Here is a 19,095-nt window from a genome sequence, read left to right on the forward strand (position 1 = left end):
CGTCCCGGTGGGTAGCCTCGTCCCAGATCTGACGGCTAGTCAGATATCAGGGAGGCCGCCATGAGCAGCAGCACCGTCGCCGACGCGCGCACCTTCTGGGAGCTGCTGGAGCGCCGGGTCGCCGAGACCCCGGACGCGCCGATGCTGATCCAGGAGGTCGACGCCGCGCGCGGGCAGGACCGGGTGCTGAGCTTCCGCGAGGTCCGCGACCGCGCCCTGCGCACCGCCGCCGGACTGCACCGGCGGTACGGCGTCGGCGAGGGCACCAGGGTCGCCTGGCAGCTCCCGACCCGGGTCGAGACCGTGGTCGCCTCGCTGGCGCTGGCCCGGCTGGGCGCGGTGCAGACACCGGTGATCGCCATCTACCGGGGGGCCGAGGTGGCCCAGATCCTGCGCGAGGCCCGCCCCGAGCTCTACCTCGTCCCCGGCGAGTGGCGCGGCTTCGACTACCTCTCCTTCGCCCGGAAGCTGGCCGCCGAACTGCCGGAACCGCCCCGGGTGCTGGTCGCCTACGCCGAGGACGACCTGCCGCAGGGCGACCGGGACGCGGTGGCCGCGCTGCCCGCGCCGCCGCGGACCGACCTGTCCGACAAGCGGGCGCCGATCCGCTGGGTCTACTACACCTCGGGCAGCACCGGTGCCGCCAAGGGGGCGCTGCACACCGACCGGACCCTGATAGCCGGCGGCGTGGGCCTGGCCGACGCGCTGGGCATGGGCCCGCAGGACGTCGGCTCGATCGCCTTCCCCTACGCCCACATCGGCGGGCCCGACTACCTGGTCACCATGCTGGTGCACGGCTTCCCCGCGCTGCTGGTGGAGGTGTTCGCGCTGCCGGACGCGCTGCCCGCGTACACCAGGCAGCGGGTCACCATGGCCGGCGGCAGCACCGCCTTCTACGCCGCCTTCCTGGCCGAGCAGCGGACCCGGCCGCCCGGCGAGCGGCTGCTGCCCAGCCTCCGGGTGATCTCCGGCGGCGGCGCGCCCCGACCGCCGGAGATGTACCGGGAGGTGCGGGACGAACTGGGCTGCGTGCTGGCGCACGGGTACGGGATGACCGAGGTCCCGGCCATCTGCATGGGCTCGCCCGACGACACCCCGGACCAGCTGGCCCACACCGAGGGCCATCCGGTCACCGGCGTCGAGGTGCGGATCGTCCGCACCGCCGACGGGGCGGAGGCGGCGGACGGTGAGGACGGCGAGGTGTGGCTGCGCGGTCCGATGGTCTGCCGGGGCTACACCGACCCCGAACTCACCCGGGAGTGCTTCTCGGTCGACGCCGACTCGGCCGGGCTGCTGCCCTGGCTGCACACCGGCGACCTCGGCCACCTCCGCGAGGACGGCCATCTGGTGCTCACCGGGCGGCTCAAGGACATCATCATCCGCAAGGGCGAGAACATCTCCGCCAAGGAGATCGAGGACCTGCTCTACCAGGACCCCCGGGTCGGCGCGGTCGCGGTGATCGGGCTGCCGGACCCGGTGCGCGGCGAACGGGTCTGCGCGGTGGTCGAGCGGCGGCCCGGGGTCGAGCCGCCGACGCTGGCCGAGGTCGCCGTGCTGCTGCGGGCGGCCGGGCTGATGGCGCAGAAGATCCCGGAGCAGTTGGAGGTGGTGGACGCGCTGCCCCGCAACGACACCCTGCACAAGGTGCTGAAGCACGAGCTGCGCGCCCTCTTCGCGGTGCTGCCCTGGCAGGACCCGGCCCTGGCAGGCCCCGGCCCGGGGTTGACACAGGGCTGAGATCGCCCCCGCCGGACGGCCGGAGGGTGTTCATCCATGGGTATGAGGCCCCGGGAAAGGCCGCAGGTAGGCTCAGAGTGAAGCCGTCACCCGGGGCTTCTCCACCCAAAGGTCAGCAATGAGTCTCACAGGCACGCCCTTTTTTGTCCTCACCATCGCCCTGGTCGTGCTCACCGTGGCGGCGCTGGTGCTGGTCTGGAACCGGATACCCGGGCCGACCCCGGCGCGGATCGCCGCGCGGGTCGGCCTGACCGTCTTCAGCCAGGTCGCGGCGGTGGTGATGGTCCTGGTGTACGTCAACAACAGCATGGGGCCCTTCTACGACACCTGGGGCTCGCTCTTCGGCGCCAACGCCGAGGTGCAGCTCCCCTCGGCCGAGGGCCGTCCGGTGGGTGCGGACGGCAACGCGACCGGCACGGCCGCCCAGAAGCTGGTCTTCACCAAGTACAGCTCCGACGTGCTGCGCACCACCGCCGTCGGCCCGGACTCCAGGATCAAGGGCGAGCTCTTCGTCTGGCTGCCGCCGCAGTACAACGACCCGGCCTACGCGCACACCAGGTTCCCGGTGCTGGAGCTGCTGCCCGGCACCCCGGGGGTGCCGCAGACCTGGTTCGGCACCATGCGGGCCGACCGGGCCATGGCGCGGCTGATGGCGGAGGGCAAGGTCAAGCCGATGATCCTGGTCTCCGCCCGGATGAACATGTTCGGCGGCTCCAGGGACTCCGGCTGCGCCGACCTGCCCGGCAGCTACCGCACCGCGACCTGGCTGGGACGGGACGTCCCCGCGCTGGTCAAGAAGCACTTCAGGGCCGCGGACGACGGCCGCAAGTGGGCCATCATGGGCTACTCGGCCGGCGGCTACTGCGCCGCCAATGTCGCGCTGCACTACCCGAAGACCTTCCACGCCGCGGTCAGCATGTCCGGCTACAACGCCCCGCTCGCCTCGGTGGTGGCCCGGGACCCGCAGCTGGCCGCCGCGAACAACCCGCTGCTGCAGCTGCGGAACCAGGCCGTGCAGCCGGACCTGGTGCTGCTGGCGATGGGGTCCCGGCAGGACCCCGGCACCGTGGGCGACGCGACCGCGCTGGTCCGGGCGCTGCACCAGCCGCGGACCAGCCAGGTGCTGACACTGGCCAAGGGCCAGCACGACACCGGGACCTTCATCGCCGAGATGACCCCGGGGCTGGTCTGGGTGTCCCAGCAGATCGCCCGCTGAGGCTCCGCGGGCGGCTGCTAGTCCTGTTGGACCGGGAAGACCGCGCGGACCACGCGTTCGGCCGCGCCGCCGTCGTCCCAGGGGCAGAAGCGCTCGCGGAAGGCCGCCCGCAGCTTCACCGAGTCCGCCGTCTCCGGCGCGGCCAGCAGCGCCGTCAGCTCCGCCTCGGTGCTCGCCACCGATCCCGGCGGCTGCTCCATCAGGTCGAAGTAGACGCCGCGGAACCGCTGGTACTCCTCCCAGTCCGGGGTGAACAGCACGATCGGCCGGTCCAGCACCGCGTAGTCGAACATCAGTGAGGAGTAGTCGGTGACCAGGACGTCGGCGGCCAGGCACAGTTCCTCGACCGAGGGGTACTCGGAGACGTCCAGGACCTGGCCCGCGCCCAACCCGGCCGGGCGGGCGGCGGTGTAGTAGTAGTGGGCCCGCACCAGCAGGGTGACCCCGGGGCCGAGCGCGGTGGCGAGGGCCTCCAGGTCCAGCGCGGGGACGTAGCCCGCGTGCTGCTCGCGCCGGGTGGGCGCGTAGAGCACGGTCCTGCGCCCCTCGGGGATGCCCAGCCGCTCCCGGATCTCCCGGGCCTCCCCCGCCGTGCCATTGGCCAGGCGGTCGTTGCGCGGGTAGCCGGTCTCCAGCACCCGGTAGCCGCCCGGGTAGGCGGAATTGAAGGCCGCGGTGGTGTGCGGGTTGGACGACACCAGGTAGTCCCAGCGGGCCACGCGTTCGAGCAGCCGCTCGAAGTCCATCTCGTCCGCGCCGCGGGGGTGGCCCCGCATATCCATGCCCATCAGCTTCACCGGGGTGCCGTGCTGGGTCTGCAGGTGCACCGATCCGGGCCGCTTGGTCATATTGCCGGGGAAGTTGACATTGTTGACCAGGTACTTCGCGGTGGCCATCAGCTTGAGGTAGGCGGGCGTATTGGCGATCACATACGGCACGTCCGGCGGCAGCGCGGCGGCCTTGGCGGCGTCCGCGACCACCCACACCCCCCGTACCTCCGGGGCGAGTTCGCGTGCCTTGCGGTAGATCGCGGCCGGGTTGCAGGCGTAGCCCCGGTACCAGTAGGCCGCGTACACGGCCAGCTTGTCGTCCAGCGGGAGCTGCTGGTAGGCGGCGTAGAGCCCGCGCCTGGCGGTGCCGCGCACGGCCCGGCGGGCCAGCGGGACGCTGCGCCGGGCGGTGGTCCTGACCGCCCCCTTCACCGTGCGCGGAAGCGCCTGCAGCGGGCGCAGCCGCTGGTACGCGCCCCAGGAGTCCCGCTCGACCAGCCGGTACTGAACGCCGCGCAGCCCGCCCGGGTGCCGGTGCCCGGCCGGGCGGTGCCGGCGGACGTGGTCGGCGGCCCGGGAGAAGAACTCCCGGCGCAGCTCGGCCGGGACCAGGCCGGGGGTGTCCAGCACGGTCACCGCCTGCCGCAGGGTGCGGTCGAAGACCAGGCCGCGCAGCTCCGCCGGGATGTCCGGGCGGCTGTCCAGGAAGGCGAAGATCGCGTCGTACTCGGCGAAGACGTCCAGGTGCTTGGGCGAGGGGGTGGTGGTGATCGCCCCCGGGCGCAGCCGGCGGTAGTGGTAGACGTCCAGGTCCAGGAAGCTGATCCGGGCCGCGCCGAGCAGCATCGGGTAGGCGACCGCGATGTCCTCGTAGTGGCTGGGGCCGAAGCGCACGCCCTGCGCGCGCAGCTGCTCCAGGTAGGCGCGGCGGGTGACCTTGTTCCAGACCGCCAGGATCATGCTCAGCGCCCCGGGCCACTCGGCCAGGGTGAAGCTCTCCGGCGCCCCGGTCATCAGCCCGCGCCAGGTGTCGGCCTCCACCCCGCCGTCCGGGTAGGACCGGACGAAGCCGGTGACCAGCACGTCCGGGCGCTCGGCGGCCGGGAAGCCGGACAGCCGGGCGGCCACCGCCTCGAGCGCGCCCTCGGCCAGCCAGTCGTCCGGGTCGACGAACCAGATGTAGTCGCCGGTGGCCAGGTCGAGCCCGGCCGCGCGGGCGCCGCCCTGGCCGAGGTTCTCCGGCAGGTGCAGCACGGTGAGCCGGGGGTCGCGGGCGGCGTACTCGTCCAGGATCGCGCCGGAGGCGTCCGGGGAGCGGTCGTCCACGGCGATCACCTGCAGGCCGGGCAGCCGGTCGGGCCCGCCGGCCAGGACCGAGTCCAGACAGCGGGGGAGGTACTCGGCGACCCCGTGCACGGGCAGGACGAGGGAGAGGGTCACGGCGGGGTTCACGGGGGTCTTCTCCAAGGGCCGGGGAGCGCGCAGCCCCGAGCCTACTTGGCGCCCGGCGGCGCCCCGACCGGCAGGGGCGACCGGATCGGACCGGAGTCGGCACTCGGCCTGACCGGCTGCTTGCCACGGTTTCACCAAATCTGCGCGTATCCCTCCCCGGGAGCGATACGTTTGAACGACCGGGAAAGTACGGTGCCTGAAGGAAGGGTGGTGACCATGGCCACGCCGGCCCCCATCCGTTGGGACCGTCAGATCCAACGCCGCCTGGCCCGCGGCGAGGAGTCCGCGCTCAGCGAGCTGTACGACCAGTTCGCGCCGCTGGTGCACGGCCTGGCCGGCCGGATCGTCCCCGACGCCGAACTCGCCGAGCAGATCACCCGCGAGGTGTTCGCCCATGTCTGGGAGCACCCCGAGGAGTTCGACCCCTCGCACGGCTCGATGCGCTCCTGGATCGGCACCCTCACCCACCGCCGTGCCGTCGAACGCCTGCGCCAGGACGAGGCCGCGACGGACGACCCGGACGGCTACCCGGTGCCGCTGGAGTCCTCCAGCGTCGAGGAGCAGGTGCTCGCCGAGGCCACCGCCGCCCGGGTGCAGTACGTCGTCACCTCACTCCCGCAGGCCCTTCGGGACACCCTGGTCCTCACCTACTTCGGCGGCCGGACGTACCAGCAGGCCGCCAAGGAACTGGGGATCAGCGCGGCCACCGCGAAGCACCGGATGCGGCTCGGCCTCCAACTGCTCGCCACCGCCCTCTCCACGGAGCACACTCCATGACCGGTCCCCTGCGCCCGGGCATCTCCGGGGAAGCCCAGCCCTCCGGGGAGGCCCAGCCCGACCACGACACCCTGCGCGGCCTGCTCGGCGCCTGGGCCCTGAACGCCTGCCCGCTGGGCGAGGCCGAGTGGGTGGAGAAGCACCTGGCCGGGTGCCCCTCCTGCGCCGACGAGGCGGCCCGGCTGCGGGACGCGGCGGGCTGGCTCTCCGCCGACGAGCCGCTGGACCCCGCGCCGACGCTGCGTACCCAGGTGCTGGCCCGGGCGCTGGCGGTGCGCCCGGCCGAGATCAGGATCCCCGACTACGCCTCGGCCTTCGTCGCCGAGACCGCCCGGCTGGACGCGCTGCTGCGCGACCTGGGCGAGTCGGACTGGGTGCAGCGCGCCGAACTGCCGTGGCACGGCGGCGTCGAGCAGTGGCGCCCGGCCGAGGTGCTGTGCCATCTCACCGCGGTGGACGGGGTGCTGTCGCGGGCGCTCGGGCTGCCCGACCCGGTGCCGCCGAGCCCGGCGGACGCCGCGGCGCCCGGCATCGACCTGGTGCGGCGCACCGCCCGGCTGATGCACGCCCAGCGCCGCCGCGGCCCGGAGGCGGTGCGCTCGTTCTGGCGCGAGCAGACCCGGGCCCTGGTGGAGACTGCCGCCCTGGCCGCCGGGCGGGACGACGGCGCCGGCGACGTCCTGGTCGACTACGGGGCGTTCCGACTGCCGGTCAGGGACGCCTTCGTGGACCGCGCCTTCGAGTGCTGGATCCACGCCGACGACGTGGCCGAGGCCATCGGCTGGCCCTACGGCCCGCCGCGCGGGGTGCACATCCGGATGATGGTCGACCTGGCCACCCGGATGCTGCCGCACGCGATGGCCGCGCTGCGGGCCCAGGGCATGGCCTCGCTCACCGCCTGGCACAGCCCGTCCTACGGCGACCCGCGCGGGATCAGGGCGGTGAAGCTGATCATCGAGGGGCGCGGCGAGAGCGAGTGGCTGGTCCCGCTGGAACCCCTGCCCGAGGGCTCGGGCCCGCTGCCGCACGACATCGAGCCGGTGGCCACCCTCGCCATCGACGGGGTGGAGTTCTGCTTCCTCTGCGCGGCGCACCGGGACGCGGACCGGACCCCGTGCGGGATCACCGGGGACCGCGCCGCGGCCCGGGACCTGCTGCACGCCGCCCGGCTGCTGTCCCGCCCCTGACCCCGGTCGGGGTCCGTCAGGTGAAGACGACGGTGCGGCTGCCGTTGAGCAGCACCCGGTGCTCGGCGTGCCACTTCACCGCGCGCGCCAGCGCCTGGCACTCGGCGTCCCGGCCCAGCGCCACCAGCTGCTCCGGGTTCACGTCGTGGCTGACCCGGACCACCTCCTGCTCGATGATCGGGCCCTCGTCCAGCTGCGCCGTGACGTAGTGCGCGGTCGCGCCGATCAGCTTCACGCCGCGGGCGTGCGCCTGGTGGTAGGGCTTGGCGCCCTTGAAGCTCGGCAGGAAGCTGTGGTGGATGTTGATCGCCCGGCCGGCCAGGGCCTTGCAGAGGTCGTCCGAGAGCACCTGCATGTAGCGGGCCAGCACCACCAGGTCCACCTGCTCGGTCCGCACCAGATCCAGCAGCTGCGCCTCGGCCTCCGCCTTGGTGTCGGCGGTCACCGGGATGTGGTGGAACGGGACGCCGTAGGAGCCGGCCAGCTCCTGGAAGTCGGTGTGGTTGGACACCACCCCGACCACGTCCACCGGCAGCGCGCCGCTGCCGGCCCGGAACAGCAGGTCGTTGAGGCAGTGGCCGAACTTGCTGACCAGCAGCAGCATCCTGGTCCGCTCGGCGGAGGGGTGCAGCTGCCAGTCCATCCGGAAGGCGTCGCCGGTGGCGGCGAAGCTGGCCCGCAGCTTCTCCAGGGTGACCGGGGGCTCGGCCGAGAAGTGCACCCGCATGAAGTACAGGCCGCTGCTGGCGTCGCCGAACTGCTGGCTGTCGACGATGTTGCAGCCGGTCAGGAAGAGGTAGCTGGACACGGCGTGCACGATGCCCTGCTTGTCCGGGCAGGAGAGGGTCAGTACGTACTGGCCCGTGCCGGGCTGCTGCTGTGCCACCTGTGCCACCGGGGGTCCCTTCGCGCGATCTGCTGGGAGCCCAGGGTGCCACAGCCGGCCGGTCGGGGGGCCGACCGTCTCAGGCTCCGACCCTCGTGAGGATGCCCAGCACCTCCAGCGAGCGCGGCGCCGGGTCCGGATCCTCGCCGTCGTTGAGGGACAGCCGGATGTGCGCGTCGCGGCAGGCGCGGACCGCCTCGGGCCAGGCGTGGTGCTGCAGATAGGCGGCGGACGGCGCGTCCGGGCCGACCTGGTGCAGGATCCGCAGCACCCGGAGCACCGCGGTGTCGACCAGCGACGCCTCGGCCGAGTCGCGGAACAGCGTGCCGACGTACTTCTCGGCGGACCAGCGGTCCAGCCAGGTGTCCTCGACCAGGCGGTACACGGCGTCGGTGACGTCGCCGTAGCCCTCCCGGCCGGCCACCCAGCACTCCTGCTGGAAGGCGGGGTCTCCGAGCATGTGCAGCGCCGAACGGACCCGGGCCCGCCAGCGCCACCAGGGGATGTCTGTGAGCGGCATAGCGCCCATGGTGCTGGAGCGAGTGGCCGTTCGGGAAGACTTCACCGAATTGTGCTGTGAACCCTGCATGAGAATCGATCCTACGTTCCCCTCCTCGCCCGCTGTTCCCCCTGCGTTGGTCCGCCGTTACCGGACTGTCGGCCCTCCCGTCCGGCGTGCCGTCGAGGCTTTCCCCGGCAACTGGCCACGGGGGCACATGAGCGTGAGGAGCACCACAGCAATGGGTTCCAGCACGAGGTTCGTACGGTGCACCACCGCCGCCGTCGGCGCGGCGCTGCTGGCCGGTGCACTCGCCGGCTGCGGCGGCAATGCCGACGCGTCCGAGGGATCCACTGTCAGAGTGATGACCTGGGCCCCCGAGGACAGTTCGGTGGGCGGACAGCCCGGGGTGACCGCCCTGGCCGCGGCGATCGAGAAGCAGATCAACGGCTCCGGCGGGCTGGGCGGGCGCCAGCTGCAGGTGCTGACCTGCGACGAGCACGGCACCGTCGCCGGGGTCACCGACTGCGTCAACCAGGCCGTCAGCGCCGGGGTGGTCGCGGTGGTCGGCTCGTACAGCGAGAACGGGGACACCTTCATGCCCCTGCTGGAGGCCGCCGGGATCCCCTACATCGGCGGGTTCGGGCTCTCCTCGGCCGAGTTCACCTCCCCGTACTCCTACCCGGTCAACGGGGGCTACCAGGCCCTGCTCGCGGGGAGCGGCGAGCAGCTGGTGCAGTCCGGCTGCCGCCGGGTGGCCGTGGTCGGCCCGGACACCGCGTCCGCCGCCAGCATGCTCAACTTCCTCGACGTGGGCCTGGCCACCGGGCACATCAACGCCGTGTCGATCGCCGTCACCCCCGGCCGCACCGACTACACCACCGAGGCGGCCAGGGCGATCGGGGCCGACCGGGCGCACTCCTGCGTCACCACCACCCTCGACCCGGCGTCCACCGCCACCTTCTTCGACGACTACCGGCGGCTGGAGCCCAAGCACACCCAGCTCTCCTCGGTGATCGGCAGCTTCCAGCAGTCGCTGGTCGACTCCACCGGCGGTGACGCGGGCCCGCTCCGGGCCGCCCTCGCCACCAGCTGGTACCCCCCGGACGACAGCCCGGTGTGGGACGGACTGCACGCCGCGGTCAAGAAGTACGCCTTCACCGACAACCGCATCAACACCGCGGACCCGGGCGAGCAGACCACCTGGATCGCCTACGAGGTGCTGCGCCGGGCCGCCGCCGGGATCAACGGCCGGATCACCGGGAGCACGCTGCGCGGCTTCCTGAACTACTGCGACCCGATCACCACCGGACAGACCCCGCCGCTGGCCTGGCGGGCCGGCGACATGCTGCCGCTGGCCTCGGCGCCCCGGCTGGTGAACACCCAGGTGCAGTTCCTCCAGGTGCGCAAGGGCCAGCTGGCCGAGGCCGGGACCGGCCCGGTGGACGTCCGCAAGCTGCTGGTGCAGACCCCCGGCGCCTGAGCGCGGCGCCGGTTCAGAGCTGGATGCTCGACCGCTTGGGCAGGCCGGTCGGCGAAGCGATGGCGTCCCAGAGCCGGGACGCCTTCTGCTTCGCCACGGTGGCGGTCGAGCTGGCACTGTCGCCGGCCCGCTTCTCGCCCCCGGCGGCGGGCTTGTGCTTGTGGTCGCAGCTGCTCTTGGACTGCTTCGCCCAGGCCGCGTAGTGGGTGTCGGCGTTCTTGGAGGCGTTCCAGCCCTCCTTCAGCGCGGTCACCAGCTCGGTGCCGTCGGGGAGCTTGTCGGTCTGCAGGCCCTCCAGCTGCTGGACCAGCTGGCCCCGGGACGTGGCCGCGGCGCTGAGGTCCTGCGCCGCCCCGTCCAGGTTCTGGCAGTGCTCGATGTCGCCCACCGCGGCGACCACCGCCGAACGGCTGTTCGCGGCCCCCTTGAGCAGGTCCGACAGCGCCTGGGCCTGGGCCTGGTCGGCCGGGGCCCCGGCCGCCGCGGACGACGCCGAGGCGCTGCTGGAGGCGCTCGCGCCGCTGCCGGCCGTACCGGTGCCGCTGCCGCCGCCGCTCACCGCGGCGGCGACGCCGATGCCGAGCACGGCGCAGCCTGCCACCACGGCGATGCCGATCACCATCGGGCTGAACCGGCGCGGGGCCCGCCCGGCCGGCCCGGGGGGCGCGGCCTGCGGGGGCACCGGCGGCTGGTAGCCGCGGCCGTAGTCCTGCTGCGGCGGATAACCGCCGTAGGACTGCTGCGGCGCGGCCGGGAAGGGCGGCATGAACTGGGTCGACGCCTCTTCGGCCGGCGGCTGGACCTGCTGGTACGGCGCCTGCGGCTGCGGTTCGCCGTAGTACTCGGGCTGCTGCGGCTGCGGGCTGTTCCAGGGCATCTCGCTCGACCGGACCACCTCGCCGGGAATCGTGGTGCCCTGCGCGGGTTCGGGTCTGAACAGGTCCTCGGGCGTCAGCTCGTCATGGCTCGGTCGGCGGTGGTTCAACGCGATTCCTCTGTCAGAACAGAAAGGCTCGGAGGCCACGCTACCGGTTCACTCGGGCGGGTGGCCACAAACCCTCCCCGTTGACGCCCGTTGGGACCCGCGGCCGGGGCCGCGCGGTCAGGCGGCCACCTCCGCCAGCGTCCTGGCCTGGAACTCCCTCACCGCGCGCTGCTCCCGGTACGGTTCCAGCCTGCGCCGGAAGTCGTCCAGGTACTCCGCGCCGCGGGCCGAGCGCAGCCCGGAGAGCAACTCGACCGCGCGGGCCCCGGTTTCGCACGCCTGCTCGACGTCCCGCAGCTGCAACTGGGCGGTGGCCAGCAGCACCAGGTCCACCGCGCGGCGGCGGACCCGGGTCTCCGGGTGGCCGTGCAGCGCCCGTTCGGCCTGCCGGGCGGACTGCTTGGGCTGGTCCAGATCCCGGTGGCAGTGCGCGAGTTCGTCGGCCAGGTAGGCCGCGTCGAAGTGGCTGATCCACTCCGGGTCGTCCTCGGGGCGGCTGTGCTCCATCGCCTCGACCGCGCGTCCGGCCACCGCCTCGCAGGAGCGCGCGTCGCCGAGCAGGGCGTGCCCGCGGGCCTCGGCCACGTAGAACATCGCCATCGCGGTGGGGGTGGCCTCGGCCCGGGCTCCCTCCTGTGCGGCGCGGGCGAGTTGGGCGATCTCCCGGGGGTTGCCCAGGGCGGCGGCCAGATGGCTCATCGAGGCGGCCAGGACATAGCCCCCGTAGGCGCGGTCCCCCGCCGCCTGGGCCAGCCGCAGCGCCTGGATGTAGTACCGCTGGGCCAGGCCCGGTTGGCCGGTGTCGATGGCCATGTACCCGGCCAGCTCGGTGAGCCGGGCCACCGCGGCGAACAGCTCCCGCCCGGTGTCCTCCCGGTAGGAGCCGGAGAGCAGCCCGGAGACCACGCTGTTGAGGTAGTGCACCACCACCGGGCGGACGTGCCCGCTGCCGAAGCGGTGGTCGAGGTCGACCAGCATGTCGGTGGTGGCCCGTACCGCCGCCACGTCCGCGTGGCCGACCCTGGCGCCCCCGGCCCTGGCCACCTGGGCGTCCGGGCGGGTGATCAGCCAGTCCCGGCTGGGCTCCACCAGCGCCGAGGCGGCGACCGTGGCGCCGGTCAGGAAGTCGCGGCGGCCGACGTCGCTGCGCCACAGCTCGCACGCCTGCTCGACCGCGCCGGAGAGGCTCGGTGAGAAGTGCAGCCCGATGCCGGAGGACAGGTTCTTGGCGTCCGCCATGCCGATCTCCTCGACGGTGACCGGGCGGCCGAGCTTGCGCCCGATCGCCTCCGCGATCACCGCCGGGGCCTGGCCCCGGGGTTGCTGGCCGCGCAGCCAGCGGGCCACCGAGGTCTTGTCGTAGCGGAGGTCGAGCGCGTGCTCGGCGCCGCACAGGTTGACCCGGCGGGCCAGGCCGGCGTTGGAGCAGCCGGCCTCCTGGATCAGCGACTGGAGCCGTTCGTTGGGCTGTCGTGCGACCAGTGGTCTGGCGGCCATGGACGTGCCTCCCCCTCGAGCGTGGTGGTCACCCCGACAGGTCCCCAGCATTCCCCGGAGCGAGGCCCTTGAAGCCTGAGCAGGCGTGAATCTATCGCCGCGTCAGTGACTTGTCGCAGCATGGCAATTGAGACAATCCGTCCAGGGTAGCGAGCGGACTCCCCGGAGAGATACCCACTACTCGCTCCGGAACCTCGCATGCGCCCCGTCAGTGCACCGACGCGCCCCCTTTCCGCAGACCACGCCCCCGCGCCGAGGCGCCCTTTCGAGGCAACGCCCGTAACCCGCTCCGCCCCTGCGAGTTGTGCACGGCGTGGAAGACACCCTCGGAGCCACCCTGTCGGCCTCCGTCCCCCAGGACAGCGCCCGCGACCTGCTGATCGACTCAGCCGTCCGTTATGCGGAGGAACGCCATTGGGAGGTGGCGCCCGGCACCTGGCTGGTCGAGGACGACGGGCCGCTGCGCTGCTCCTGCGGCGACCCCGCCTGCGCCGCCCCCGGCGCGCACCCCGCCGGACGCGACTGGGCCCGCAAGGCCAGCGCCGGCCCCGGCGTGGTCCGGCGCTGGTGGAGCGAGAACCCGCTGGCCTCGGTCCTGCTGCCGACCGGACGCGCCTTCGACGCCATCGACGTCCCGGAGATCGCGGGCTGCCTGGCGCTGGCCCGGATGGAGCGGATGGGCGTGCAGCTGGGCCCGGTGCTGGCCGTCCCCGGCGCCGGGGGCCCCGGCGCGGGACGCGGGCGGCGGCTGGTGTTCCTGGTGCTGCCGGGATCGCTGCCCAAGCTGCCCGAGCTGCTGCGGAAGCTCGGCTGGGGCCCCGGCCGGCTCGACCTGGTCGGCCACGGCGAGGGCGACTGGGTGGTCGCCCCGCCCACCCGGGTGGGCGCCTACGGCTTCGCCCAGTGGGCCAGGGAGCCCACCACGCTGAACCGCTGGCTGCCCGAGGCCACCGAGCTGATCAACCCCATCGCCTACGCCTGCGGTCGCGAGGCGCCGCTGCCCGTGGCCGTCTCCTGAACGCGGCACAAAACCCCACTTTCGAGTGACAGCGCTCAAGGATTGCCGAGTTCTGCCGAGGGGAGGAATGGGGTCGTAAGGCTCCACAGGGTGCGGCACAGGGACGGAGGCGGCCACAGCGACACCGGGGGCGGGGCCCGGAGGGGAAGCCGGGCAGGGGGGACCACAGGGTGGGGACGCAGGGGGAACGCGGAAGGACCCGGCGCTCGGGGAAAAGAGCCGGGTCCTTCTGCTGCGCGTCAAGCGGGAGTACGGGTCAGGCGCGGGCGACGAACACGTGCGCCGCGATCTCCTTGTCCAGTTCGGCGGCCTCGCCGCCACTGCTGACCAGCACCCCGCCGGGGGCCTCGGTCACACTGACCACCGCGCCCGGCTGTACCCCGGCCCGGCGCAGCGTGTACATCAGCTGGGCGTCCGTCTGGATCGGCTCGCCGATCCGGCGGATCACCACGCTCTTGCCCTCCAGCCCGGGGGCCAGCAGGTCAAGCGTGATCAGCGTCTCCGCCTCGCCCTCGTCCGCCGAGGGCAGCTCGCCCAGTTCCTCCAGGCCCGGGATCGGGTTGCCGTACGGGGACTGGGTGGGATGGCGCAGCAGTTCCAGCACCCGCCGCTCCACCGCCTCGCTCATCACGTGCTCCCAGCGGCAGGCCTCGGCGTGGACCTGCTCCCACTCCAGGCCGATGACGTCGACCAGCAGGCATTCGGCGATGCGGTGCTTGCGCATCACCCGGGTGGCCAGCTTGCGGCCGCCCTCGGTGAGTTCCAGATGGCGGTCGTCGGCGACCTCCAGCAGGCCGTCACGCTCCATCCGGGCCACGGTCTGGCTGACCGTGGGGCCGCTCTGCTCAAGGCGCTCGGCGATTCGGGCGCGCATGGGTACCACGCCCTCCTCCTCCAATTCGAAGATCGTGCGCAAATACATTTCCGTCGTGTCGATCAGGTGCCCTGACATCGGCCGCGGGCTCCGTTCCTCGTGGGCTGTCGTGGTCGCTGAACCAATTCTGACGCATCCCGCCGACAAACCCGTCAGTTCGGGGCCAGGGCCCTGTTGACAGCGGCCCGGCCCAGGCACCAGCGTGCCTGCGGATAGAGCAGAACCCGAGCGAAAGCGAGCGCATTCCCGATGAGCGATCTGGCCGGGCAGTACTTCGACGCCGCGATCTCCCTGCTCCAGCGGGTCCGCACGGAGGAGGCCGAGGGCATCGACCGCGCGGCGGAGGCACTGGCGCAGACCGTGCGCAGCGGCGGGCGGGTCTTCGCCTTCGGCGCCGGGCACTCCTCGCTGGCCGCGATGGACGTGGTGTACCGGGCCGGCGGCCTGGTGCTGATGAATCTGCTGGCGGTGCCGGGGGTGACCGGCATCGACGTCATCCCGGCCCATCTGGGCAGCTCACTGGAACGGGTGTCCGGTCTGGCCACGGCGACGCTGGACGCCAGTCCGGCCCGGGCGGGCGACCTGCTGTTCGTGATCTCGCTGTCCGGACGGCAGGTGATGCCGGTGGAGCTGGCGATGCACGCCCGCGAGCGCGGGATGACCGTGATCGGACTCACCTCGCTGGCCTACCCGGCGGCGGTCTCCTCGCGGCACCCCTCGGGCACCTACCTCAAGGACCAGTGCGACGTGGTGCTGGACAACAAGATCGCGGTCGGGGACGGGGAGCTCAGCGCGGAGGGCGCGGACACCACCTTCGGGCCGGTCTCCAGCATCACCACCATCGCGCTGATGCAGGCCGTGGTGGCCACCGCGGTCGGCCTGCTGGCGGCGCAGGGGCCGACCCCGCCGCTGTTCCGCTCCGGCAACGTGGACGGCGGGATGGACTGGAACGCCAAGCTGATGGCCGAGCACAGGGACCGCGTCTTCTACACCTTCTGAGCTGCTACGCCTTCCGAGCCAGGTCCACGGCGGCGGCGACCCGGGCCGCGATGTCCTCGGCGTAGGCGATGTCGGCCCGGTCGAACCGCGGCCGGGTGCTGCCGCGCAGGAAGGTGAGCACGCCCACGGTACGGCCGCGGCTGCGCAGCGCCGTGCACAGCCCGTGCACGGTGCCGCTGGGCCAGTGCCGCAGCAGGGCCCAGTCCGGCCTCGGCGCGGCCGGGCCCGCGGCGGGGACGGCGGCCGGCACCGCGGCGGCCGGGACGTCCGAGACGCAGACCGTCCCGGCCCGCTCCAGGGCCCGTACCGCCGGGTGCACCTCGCCGTAGCGGGCGGGGATGCCGGAGGGCTCCAGGGCGGCCTCCTGCCCGGTCGAGCCGACCGGGGACACCGCCGCGCGCAGCAGCCCCGCGTCGGGCGCGTCGGCGTCCGCCCCGGGGGCGCCCTGCACCACGTCAAGCAGCGCGTAGTCGGCGAAACCGGCCAGCACGAAGTCCAGGTAGCCGACCGCGCCCTCCATCGGGTCCTCGCACTCCGCCGCCGCCTGCGCGGCCCGCCGCAGCTGGGTGGCCCGGAACCGCAGCACGGTCCCCTCCTGCTCGGACTGCTCGTGCAGGGTGACGTCCTCGAAGAACCAGGCCACGCCCAGCGGGACCGGCTCCTCCCCCAGCGGGGAGCCGAGCCGGACGAACTCGCTGCGCCAGCAGCGGCGGCGGCCCGGGTCGGCCCGCAGGGCGGCCCACAGCTTGACGCCGCTGAGCGCCTTCCCGGTGGCCAGGACGTGCTGCAGGGCGGCCTCCAGCTCCTGGACGCCGTCGCCGAGCACCTCCCCCAGCGGGTGGCCGAGCAGGGCGCCGCGGTCGCAGTCCAGCCAGCGGGCGGCGGAGTCGCCGACGGCGGCCGGGCGCAGGTCGGCGTCCACCAGCACCACCCCGGTCGGGGCCTCGTCCATCATCGCCTCGGCCAGGGCCAGCGAGCGTTCCAGCTCCACCTGGGCGCCGGCCTCGGAGAAGGCGAAGTACAGCCCGAGCGGACGGCCGTCGGGGGCGGTGACCTGGTGTGCCTGGGCCCGGACCAGTACCCGGCGGCCGTCCCTGGTGAGCAGCGCGAACTCATGCACCCGGGGCGGCGCGCCGGCGCTCGCGCCGAGCAGCTGGCTGCGCACCGCGACCGCGTCGGCCGGGCGCAGCGCCCAGCCCTCCAGGCCGTTCCGGCCCACCGACTCCTCGGCGGTCCAGCCGAGCATCCGGGTCGCCTCGCGGTTCCAGTGGGTCAGCACGCCGTCGCGGTCCATCGCCGCGAGCCCGACCTCCATGCCGTCCAGCAGGGCGGCCAGCAGCCGCGCGTCGGCGTCGGTCTGCCGCACTGCTGCGCCCCGCGTCGCGGGTCCTTGGGCGTTCACCTGCTGGCACCTCCCAACCGGGTCCTGCCCATTCAACTCGCCCGTCCCGCCGGCTACACCGGTTTCCGCCAAATGTCCCCCGACCGGGATGATTCACGCTATCGAGGACAGCCCCGCGAAAAGCCGTTGCCCACCCTCCAGTGGTCTGCTTACAGTGGCCGCACACTGAAAGGAGGTGATCCGAAAGTATGAGTACTTCCGGGACTCGTGAGGTGGCTGCTTCCTAGCAGCCCTTACCCGCTGAGCGTGTAAGGGCAGCGGGGCAATCCAGAGCAGTCACCCGGCCCCTGGGCCCGCCGGCCGTCCTCCGGCGCCCGTCCCCCCTTCGGGACGGGAGCAGGCCCAGGGGCCGTTCCCTTTCCCTCGTCCCCCTCCTCGCCCCCCTCGCGCAAAAGTTCGGCGCATACGTGTGCTGTGCAGCGGGGCTGGGCAGCGTCAGACTGACGCAGTCCGGCCGTTCCGGGCGACACAAGGGGGATGTCGATGATCCACAAGGACCCGCCCGGGCATCGTGAGCGAGATCTGCTCCCGGAGCCCTTCTGGACAGCCGACGATGCGTCACTTCAGGGGCAGGAACGGTCGATCCGGTGGTACCGGGGCCAGATCCTGATGCTGGTCCTGGCCGCGCTGGCCGGGACCGCGAACGTCAGGTCCGACCATCTGAACTGGCTGCAGGCCGTCTCCGCGGTGCTGTTCGCCGGGGCCGGCTACTTCTGGTGGCGGCTGGGCCGCGACAAGCCGCAGGCCCGCTGGTACGAGGGCCGCGCGGCGGCGGAGTCGGTGAAGACCCTGGCCTGGAAGTACGTGGTCCGGGCCTGGCCCTTCGCCGGCGAGCCCGACTCCCCGGTCGCCGACGAGGCCTTCCTGAAGCAGATGGACGAGGTCTTCGTCGCCTTCGAGGAGAGCGAGGTGATCCCGGTCGGCACCCGGCCCGCGATCACCGCCGAGATGCGCACCCTGCGGCAGCTCCCGCTGGCGCTGCGCCGCGACCTCTACCTGCAGGAGCGGATCAGGCCCCAGCGGACCTGGTACCACTCCCGGGCCGACCGCTGCGAGAGCGCGACCGCGACCTGGCAGCTGATCTCGACCGCCACGATCATCATCGCCGCCGCGGTCGCCGTGGCCCAGTTCCTCGGCCTGTTCGACCTGCACCTGCTCGGGGTGTGCACCACCGTCGTGGCCGCGGTCACCGCCTGGACCCAGCTCAAGCAGTTCCGTCCGCTGGCCTCCGCCTACCGGCTGGCGGCCTCCGAACTCGGGCTGATCGAGAACCAGTTGACCCACTTCGACCTGCAGGGACCGATGGCCGAGGAACTGTGGTCGCGGCTCTCCAGCGACGCCGAGGACGCGGTCTCGCGGGAGCACACCATCTGGCGTGCCCGCCGCGATCGACGGATCTGATGGCACCGCGCCAGGACCCGCCCCGCCGCCGTGAGGCCGACCTGCTGCCCGACCCGTTCTGGGCCGCCGACCGGGCCTCCCTGCGCGGCCAGGACTACGCGCTGCACTGGTACCGCTGGCAGCTCGGGCTGACCCTGCTGGCCGCGCTCTTCGGGGTGTTCCCCGCGCACAAGGTGGGCGGGTTCAACATCGTCCCGCTGCTCTCCGTCGCCTGCTTCCTCGGCGCCGGCGGCTTCGCCCTGGCGCTGCACCGCCGCGCACCGCAGGAGCAGTGGTACCAGGGGCGTTCGGCCGCCGAGTCGCTGAAGACCCTCACCTGGAAGTACGTGGTGCGGGCCCGCCCCTTCGAGGGCGCCGCCGAGGCGCCCCTGGCCGACAAGCGCTTCCTGGACGCGGTACGGGACATCCCGCACCCCGCCCCGGACGGCGCCGAGCCGGAGATCACCCGGAAGATGCGGGACGAGCGGCGCAAGCCGCTGCGCCAGCGCCACGAGCTGTACCTGACCGAGCGGGTGTACGCGCAGCGGACCTGGTACCTGTCGCGCGCCGACGAGTGCGACCACAAGTCCCATGTCTGGGGCCTGTGGATCGCGGTGATGTTCCTGGTCGGCATCGTGGTCGCGGTGCTGGAGGCCAGGTACTACCCGTCGCTGCGGGCCCTCGGGCTGTTCTCGGCGGGCGCGGCCACGGTGACCGCGTGGACCCAGCTCAAGCAGTTCCGGCCGCTGGCCTCCGCCTACCGGCTGGCCGCGGGCGAGCTCGACCGCACCGCCACCCGGCTGACCCGGCTCGACCTGACCGGAACGGACGCCGAGGAGTCCTGGTCCCGCCTGGCCGGGGAGGCCGAGGACGCCATCTCCCGCGAGCACATCGTCTGGCGCGCCCGCAGCCAGCACCGGGGCTGACGGGCCG

Annotated in this window: 16 protein-coding genes; 9 read left to right on the top strand and 7 right to left on the bottom strand. The window is 73.2% G+C overall.

Annotation, left to right across the window (positions count from 1 at the left end):
- Positions 1–60: 60 nt before the first annotated feature.
- Both ACEZDG_RS08560 and ACEZDG_RS08565 read left to right on the top strand, forming a co-directional pair.
- The gene (locus ACEZDG_RS08560; protein ID WP_380504833.1) at positions 61–1,737 is read left to right on the top strand and encodes a class I adenylate-forming enzyme family protein; all 1,677 of its coding nucleotides are present in this window, start codon (positions 61–63) and stop codon (positions 1,735–1,737) included.
- 118 nt (positions 1,738–1,855) lie between these two features.
- Positions 1,856–2,953: an alpha/beta hydrolase gene (locus ACEZDG_RS08565; RefSeq protein ID WP_380504835.1), complete on the top strand. Its 1,098-nt coding sequence runs from the start codon at positions 1,856–1,858 to the stop codon at positions 2,951–2,953.
- Positions 2,954–2,970: 17 nt separating this feature from the next.
- Here the strand turns inward: ACEZDG_RS08565 and ACEZDG_RS08570 are convergent, their stop codons facing one another.
- The gene (locus tag ACEZDG_RS08570) at positions 2,971–5,175 is read right to left on the bottom strand and encodes a bifunctional glycosyltransferase/CDP-glycerol:glycerophosphate glycerophosphotransferase (RefSeq protein ID WP_380504838.1); all 2,205 of its coding nucleotides are present in this window, start codon (positions 5,173–5,175) and stop codon (positions 2,971–2,973) included.
- Between the two features lie 216 nt (positions 5,176–5,391).
- On the opposite strand from ACEZDG_RS08570, the gene ACEZDG_RS08575 reads away from it, so the two are divergent.
- Together ACEZDG_RS08575 and ACEZDG_RS08580 are read left to right on the top strand one after the other, a co-directional pair.
- Entirely contained in the window at positions 5,392–5,952 is a 561-nt protein-coding gene (locus tag ACEZDG_RS08575) for a sigma-70 family RNA polymerase sigma factor (RefSeq protein ID WP_380504841.1), read from the top strand.
- Positions 5,949–7,139, top strand: a complete 1,191-nt coding sequence (locus ACEZDG_RS08580; RefSeq protein WP_380504844.1) for a maleylpyruvate isomerase N-terminal domain-containing protein — start codon at positions 5,949–5,951, stop codon at positions 7,137–7,139. Before ACEZDG_RS08575 ends, ACEZDG_RS08580 begins: the two co-directional genes overlap by 4 nt.
- 16 nt (positions 7,140–7,155) lie before the next feature.
- On the opposite strand, the gene purU is transcribed toward ACEZDG_RS08580, so the two are convergent.
- Positions 7,156–8,034, bottom strand: a complete 879-nt coding sequence (purU, locus tag ACEZDG_RS08585) for a formyltetrahydrofolate deformylase (protein WP_380504847.1) — start codon at positions 8,032–8,034, stop codon at positions 7,156–7,158.
- Positions 8,035–8,104: 70 nt separating this feature from the next.
- Positions 8,105–8,614: an SCO4402 family protein gene (locus ACEZDG_RS08590; RefSeq protein ID WP_380504850.1), complete on the bottom strand. Its 510-nt coding sequence runs from the start codon at positions 8,612–8,614 to the stop codon at positions 8,105–8,107.
- Between the two features lie 151 nt (positions 8,615–8,765).
- Between ACEZDG_RS08590 and ACEZDG_RS08595 the strand changes: the two genes are divergently transcribed.
- The gene (locus ACEZDG_RS08595) at positions 8,766–10,007 is read left to right on the top strand and encodes an ABC transporter substrate-binding protein (protein WP_380504853.1); all 1,242 of its coding nucleotides are present in this window, start codon (positions 8,766–8,768) and stop codon (positions 10,005–10,007) included.
- A 13-nt stretch (positions 10,008–10,020) separates the two neighbouring features.
- Here the strand turns inward: ACEZDG_RS08595 and ACEZDG_RS08600 are convergent, their stop codons facing one another.
- Entirely contained in the window at positions 10,021–10,992 is a 972-nt protein-coding gene (locus ACEZDG_RS08600; RefSeq protein WP_380504856.1) for a hypothetical protein, read from the bottom strand.
- A 117-nt stretch (positions 10,993–11,109) separates the two neighbouring features.
- The gene (locus ACEZDG_RS08605) at positions 11,110–12,489 is read right to left on the bottom strand and encodes a transcriptional regulator (RefSeq protein ID WP_380504859.1); all 1,380 of its coding nucleotides are present in this window, start codon (positions 12,487–12,489) and stop codon (positions 11,110–11,112) included.
- A gap of 304 nt (positions 12,490–12,793) precedes the next feature.
- Here ACEZDG_RS08605 and ACEZDG_RS08610 point away from each other — a divergent pair, with 304 nt between their 5' ends.
- Positions 12,794–13,507, top strand: coding sequence for a bifunctional DNA primase/polymerase (locus tag ACEZDG_RS08610; protein ID WP_380504862.1), 714 nt, complete (start codon positions 12,794–12,796; stop codon positions 13,505–13,507).
- A 256-nt stretch (positions 13,508–13,763) separates the two neighbouring features.
- Here the strand turns inward: ACEZDG_RS08610 and ACEZDG_RS08615 are convergent, their stop codons facing one another.
- Positions 13,764–14,459 carry a metal-dependent transcriptional regulator gene (locus ACEZDG_RS08615; protein WP_380504865.1) on the bottom strand — a complete coding sequence of 232 codons (696 nt, stop codon included), beginning with the start codon at positions 14,457–14,459 and terminating at the stop codon, positions 13,764–13,766.
- 171 nt (positions 14,460–14,630) lie between these two features.
- Between ACEZDG_RS08615 and ACEZDG_RS08620 the strand changes: the two genes are divergently transcribed.
- Positions 14,631–15,380, top strand: coding sequence for an SIS domain-containing protein (locus tag ACEZDG_RS08620; RefSeq protein WP_380504868.1), 750 nt, complete (start codon positions 14,631–14,633; stop codon positions 15,378–15,380).
- A gap of 4 nt (positions 15,381–15,384) precedes the next feature.
- On the opposite strand, the gene ACEZDG_RS08625 is transcribed toward ACEZDG_RS08620, so the two are convergent.
- Positions 15,385–16,782 carry a PAS domain-containing protein gene (locus tag ACEZDG_RS08625; RefSeq protein WP_380504871.1) on the bottom strand — a complete coding sequence of 466 codons (1,398 nt, stop codon included), beginning with the start codon at positions 16,780–16,782 and terminating at the stop codon, positions 15,385–15,387.
- 483 nt (positions 16,783–17,265) lie between these two features.
- Here ACEZDG_RS08625 and ACEZDG_RS08630 point away from each other — a divergent pair, with 483 nt between their 5' ends.
- Positions 17,266–18,183: a DUF4231 domain-containing protein gene (locus ACEZDG_RS08630; RefSeq protein WP_380504874.1), complete on the top strand. Its 918-nt coding sequence runs from the start codon at positions 17,266–17,268 to the stop codon at positions 18,181–18,183.
- Entirely contained in the window at positions 18,183–19,088 is a 906-nt protein-coding gene (locus ACEZDG_RS08635) for a DUF4231 domain-containing protein (protein WP_380504877.1), read from the top strand. Before ACEZDG_RS08630 ends, ACEZDG_RS08635 begins: the two co-directional genes overlap by 1 nt.
- The last annotated feature ends 7 nt before the right edge of the window (positions 19,089–19,095 follow it).

This window comes from Streptacidiphilus alkalitolerans (assembly GCF_042511045.1).
In the GTDB taxonomy this organism is placed as follows: domain Bacteria; phylum Actinomycetota; class Actinomycetes; order Streptomycetales; family Streptomycetaceae; genus Streptacidiphilus; species Streptacidiphilus alkalitolerans.

Excerpts from the sequence above, each read along its gene's own strand:
- ACEZDG_RS08590 (WP_380504850.1), bottom strand. The coding sequence starts at position 8,614 with ATGCAGGGTTCACAGCACAATTCGGTGAAGTCTTCCCGAACGGCCACT.
- ACEZDG_RS08635 (WP_380504877.1), top strand. The coding sequence starts at position 18,183 with ATGGCACCGCGCCAGGACCCGCCCCGCCGCCGTGAGGCCGACCTGCTG.
- ACEZDG_RS08605 (WP_380504859.1), bottom strand. The coding sequence starts at position 12,489 with ATGGCCGCCAGACCACTGGTCGCACGACAGCCCAACGAACGGCTCCAG.
- ACEZDG_RS08615 (WP_380504865.1), bottom strand. The coding sequence starts at position 14,459 with ATGTCAGGGCACCTGATCGACACGACGGAAATGTATTTGCGCACGATC.
- ACEZDG_RS08620 (WP_380504868.1), top strand. The coding sequence starts at position 14,631 with ATGAGCGATCTGGCCGGGCAGTACTTCGACGCCGCGATCTCCCTGCTC.
- ACEZDG_RS08580 (WP_380504844.1), top strand. The coding sequence starts at position 5,949 with ATGACCGGTCCCCTGCGCCCGGGCATCTCCGGGGAAGCCCAGCCCTCC.
- ACEZDG_RS08630 (WP_380504874.1), top strand. The coding sequence starts at position 17,266 with ATGATCCACAAGGACCCGCCCGGGCATCGTGAGCGAGATCTGCTCCCG.
- ACEZDG_RS08565 (WP_380504835.1), top strand. The coding sequence starts at position 1,856 with ATGAGTCTCACAGGCACGCCCTTTTTTGTCCTCACCATCGCCCTGGTC.
- ACEZDG_RS08595 (WP_380504853.1), top strand. The coding sequence starts at position 8,766 with ATGGGTTCCAGCACGAGGTTCGTACGGTGCACCACCGCCGCCGTCGGC.
- ACEZDG_RS08560 (WP_380504833.1), top strand. The coding sequence starts at position 61 with ATGAGCAGCAGCACCGTCGCCGACGCGCGCACCTTCTGGGAGCTGCTG.
- ACEZDG_RS08575 (WP_380504841.1), top strand. The coding sequence starts at position 5,392 with ATGGCCACGCCGGCCCCCATCCGTTGGGACCGTCAGATCCAACGCCGC.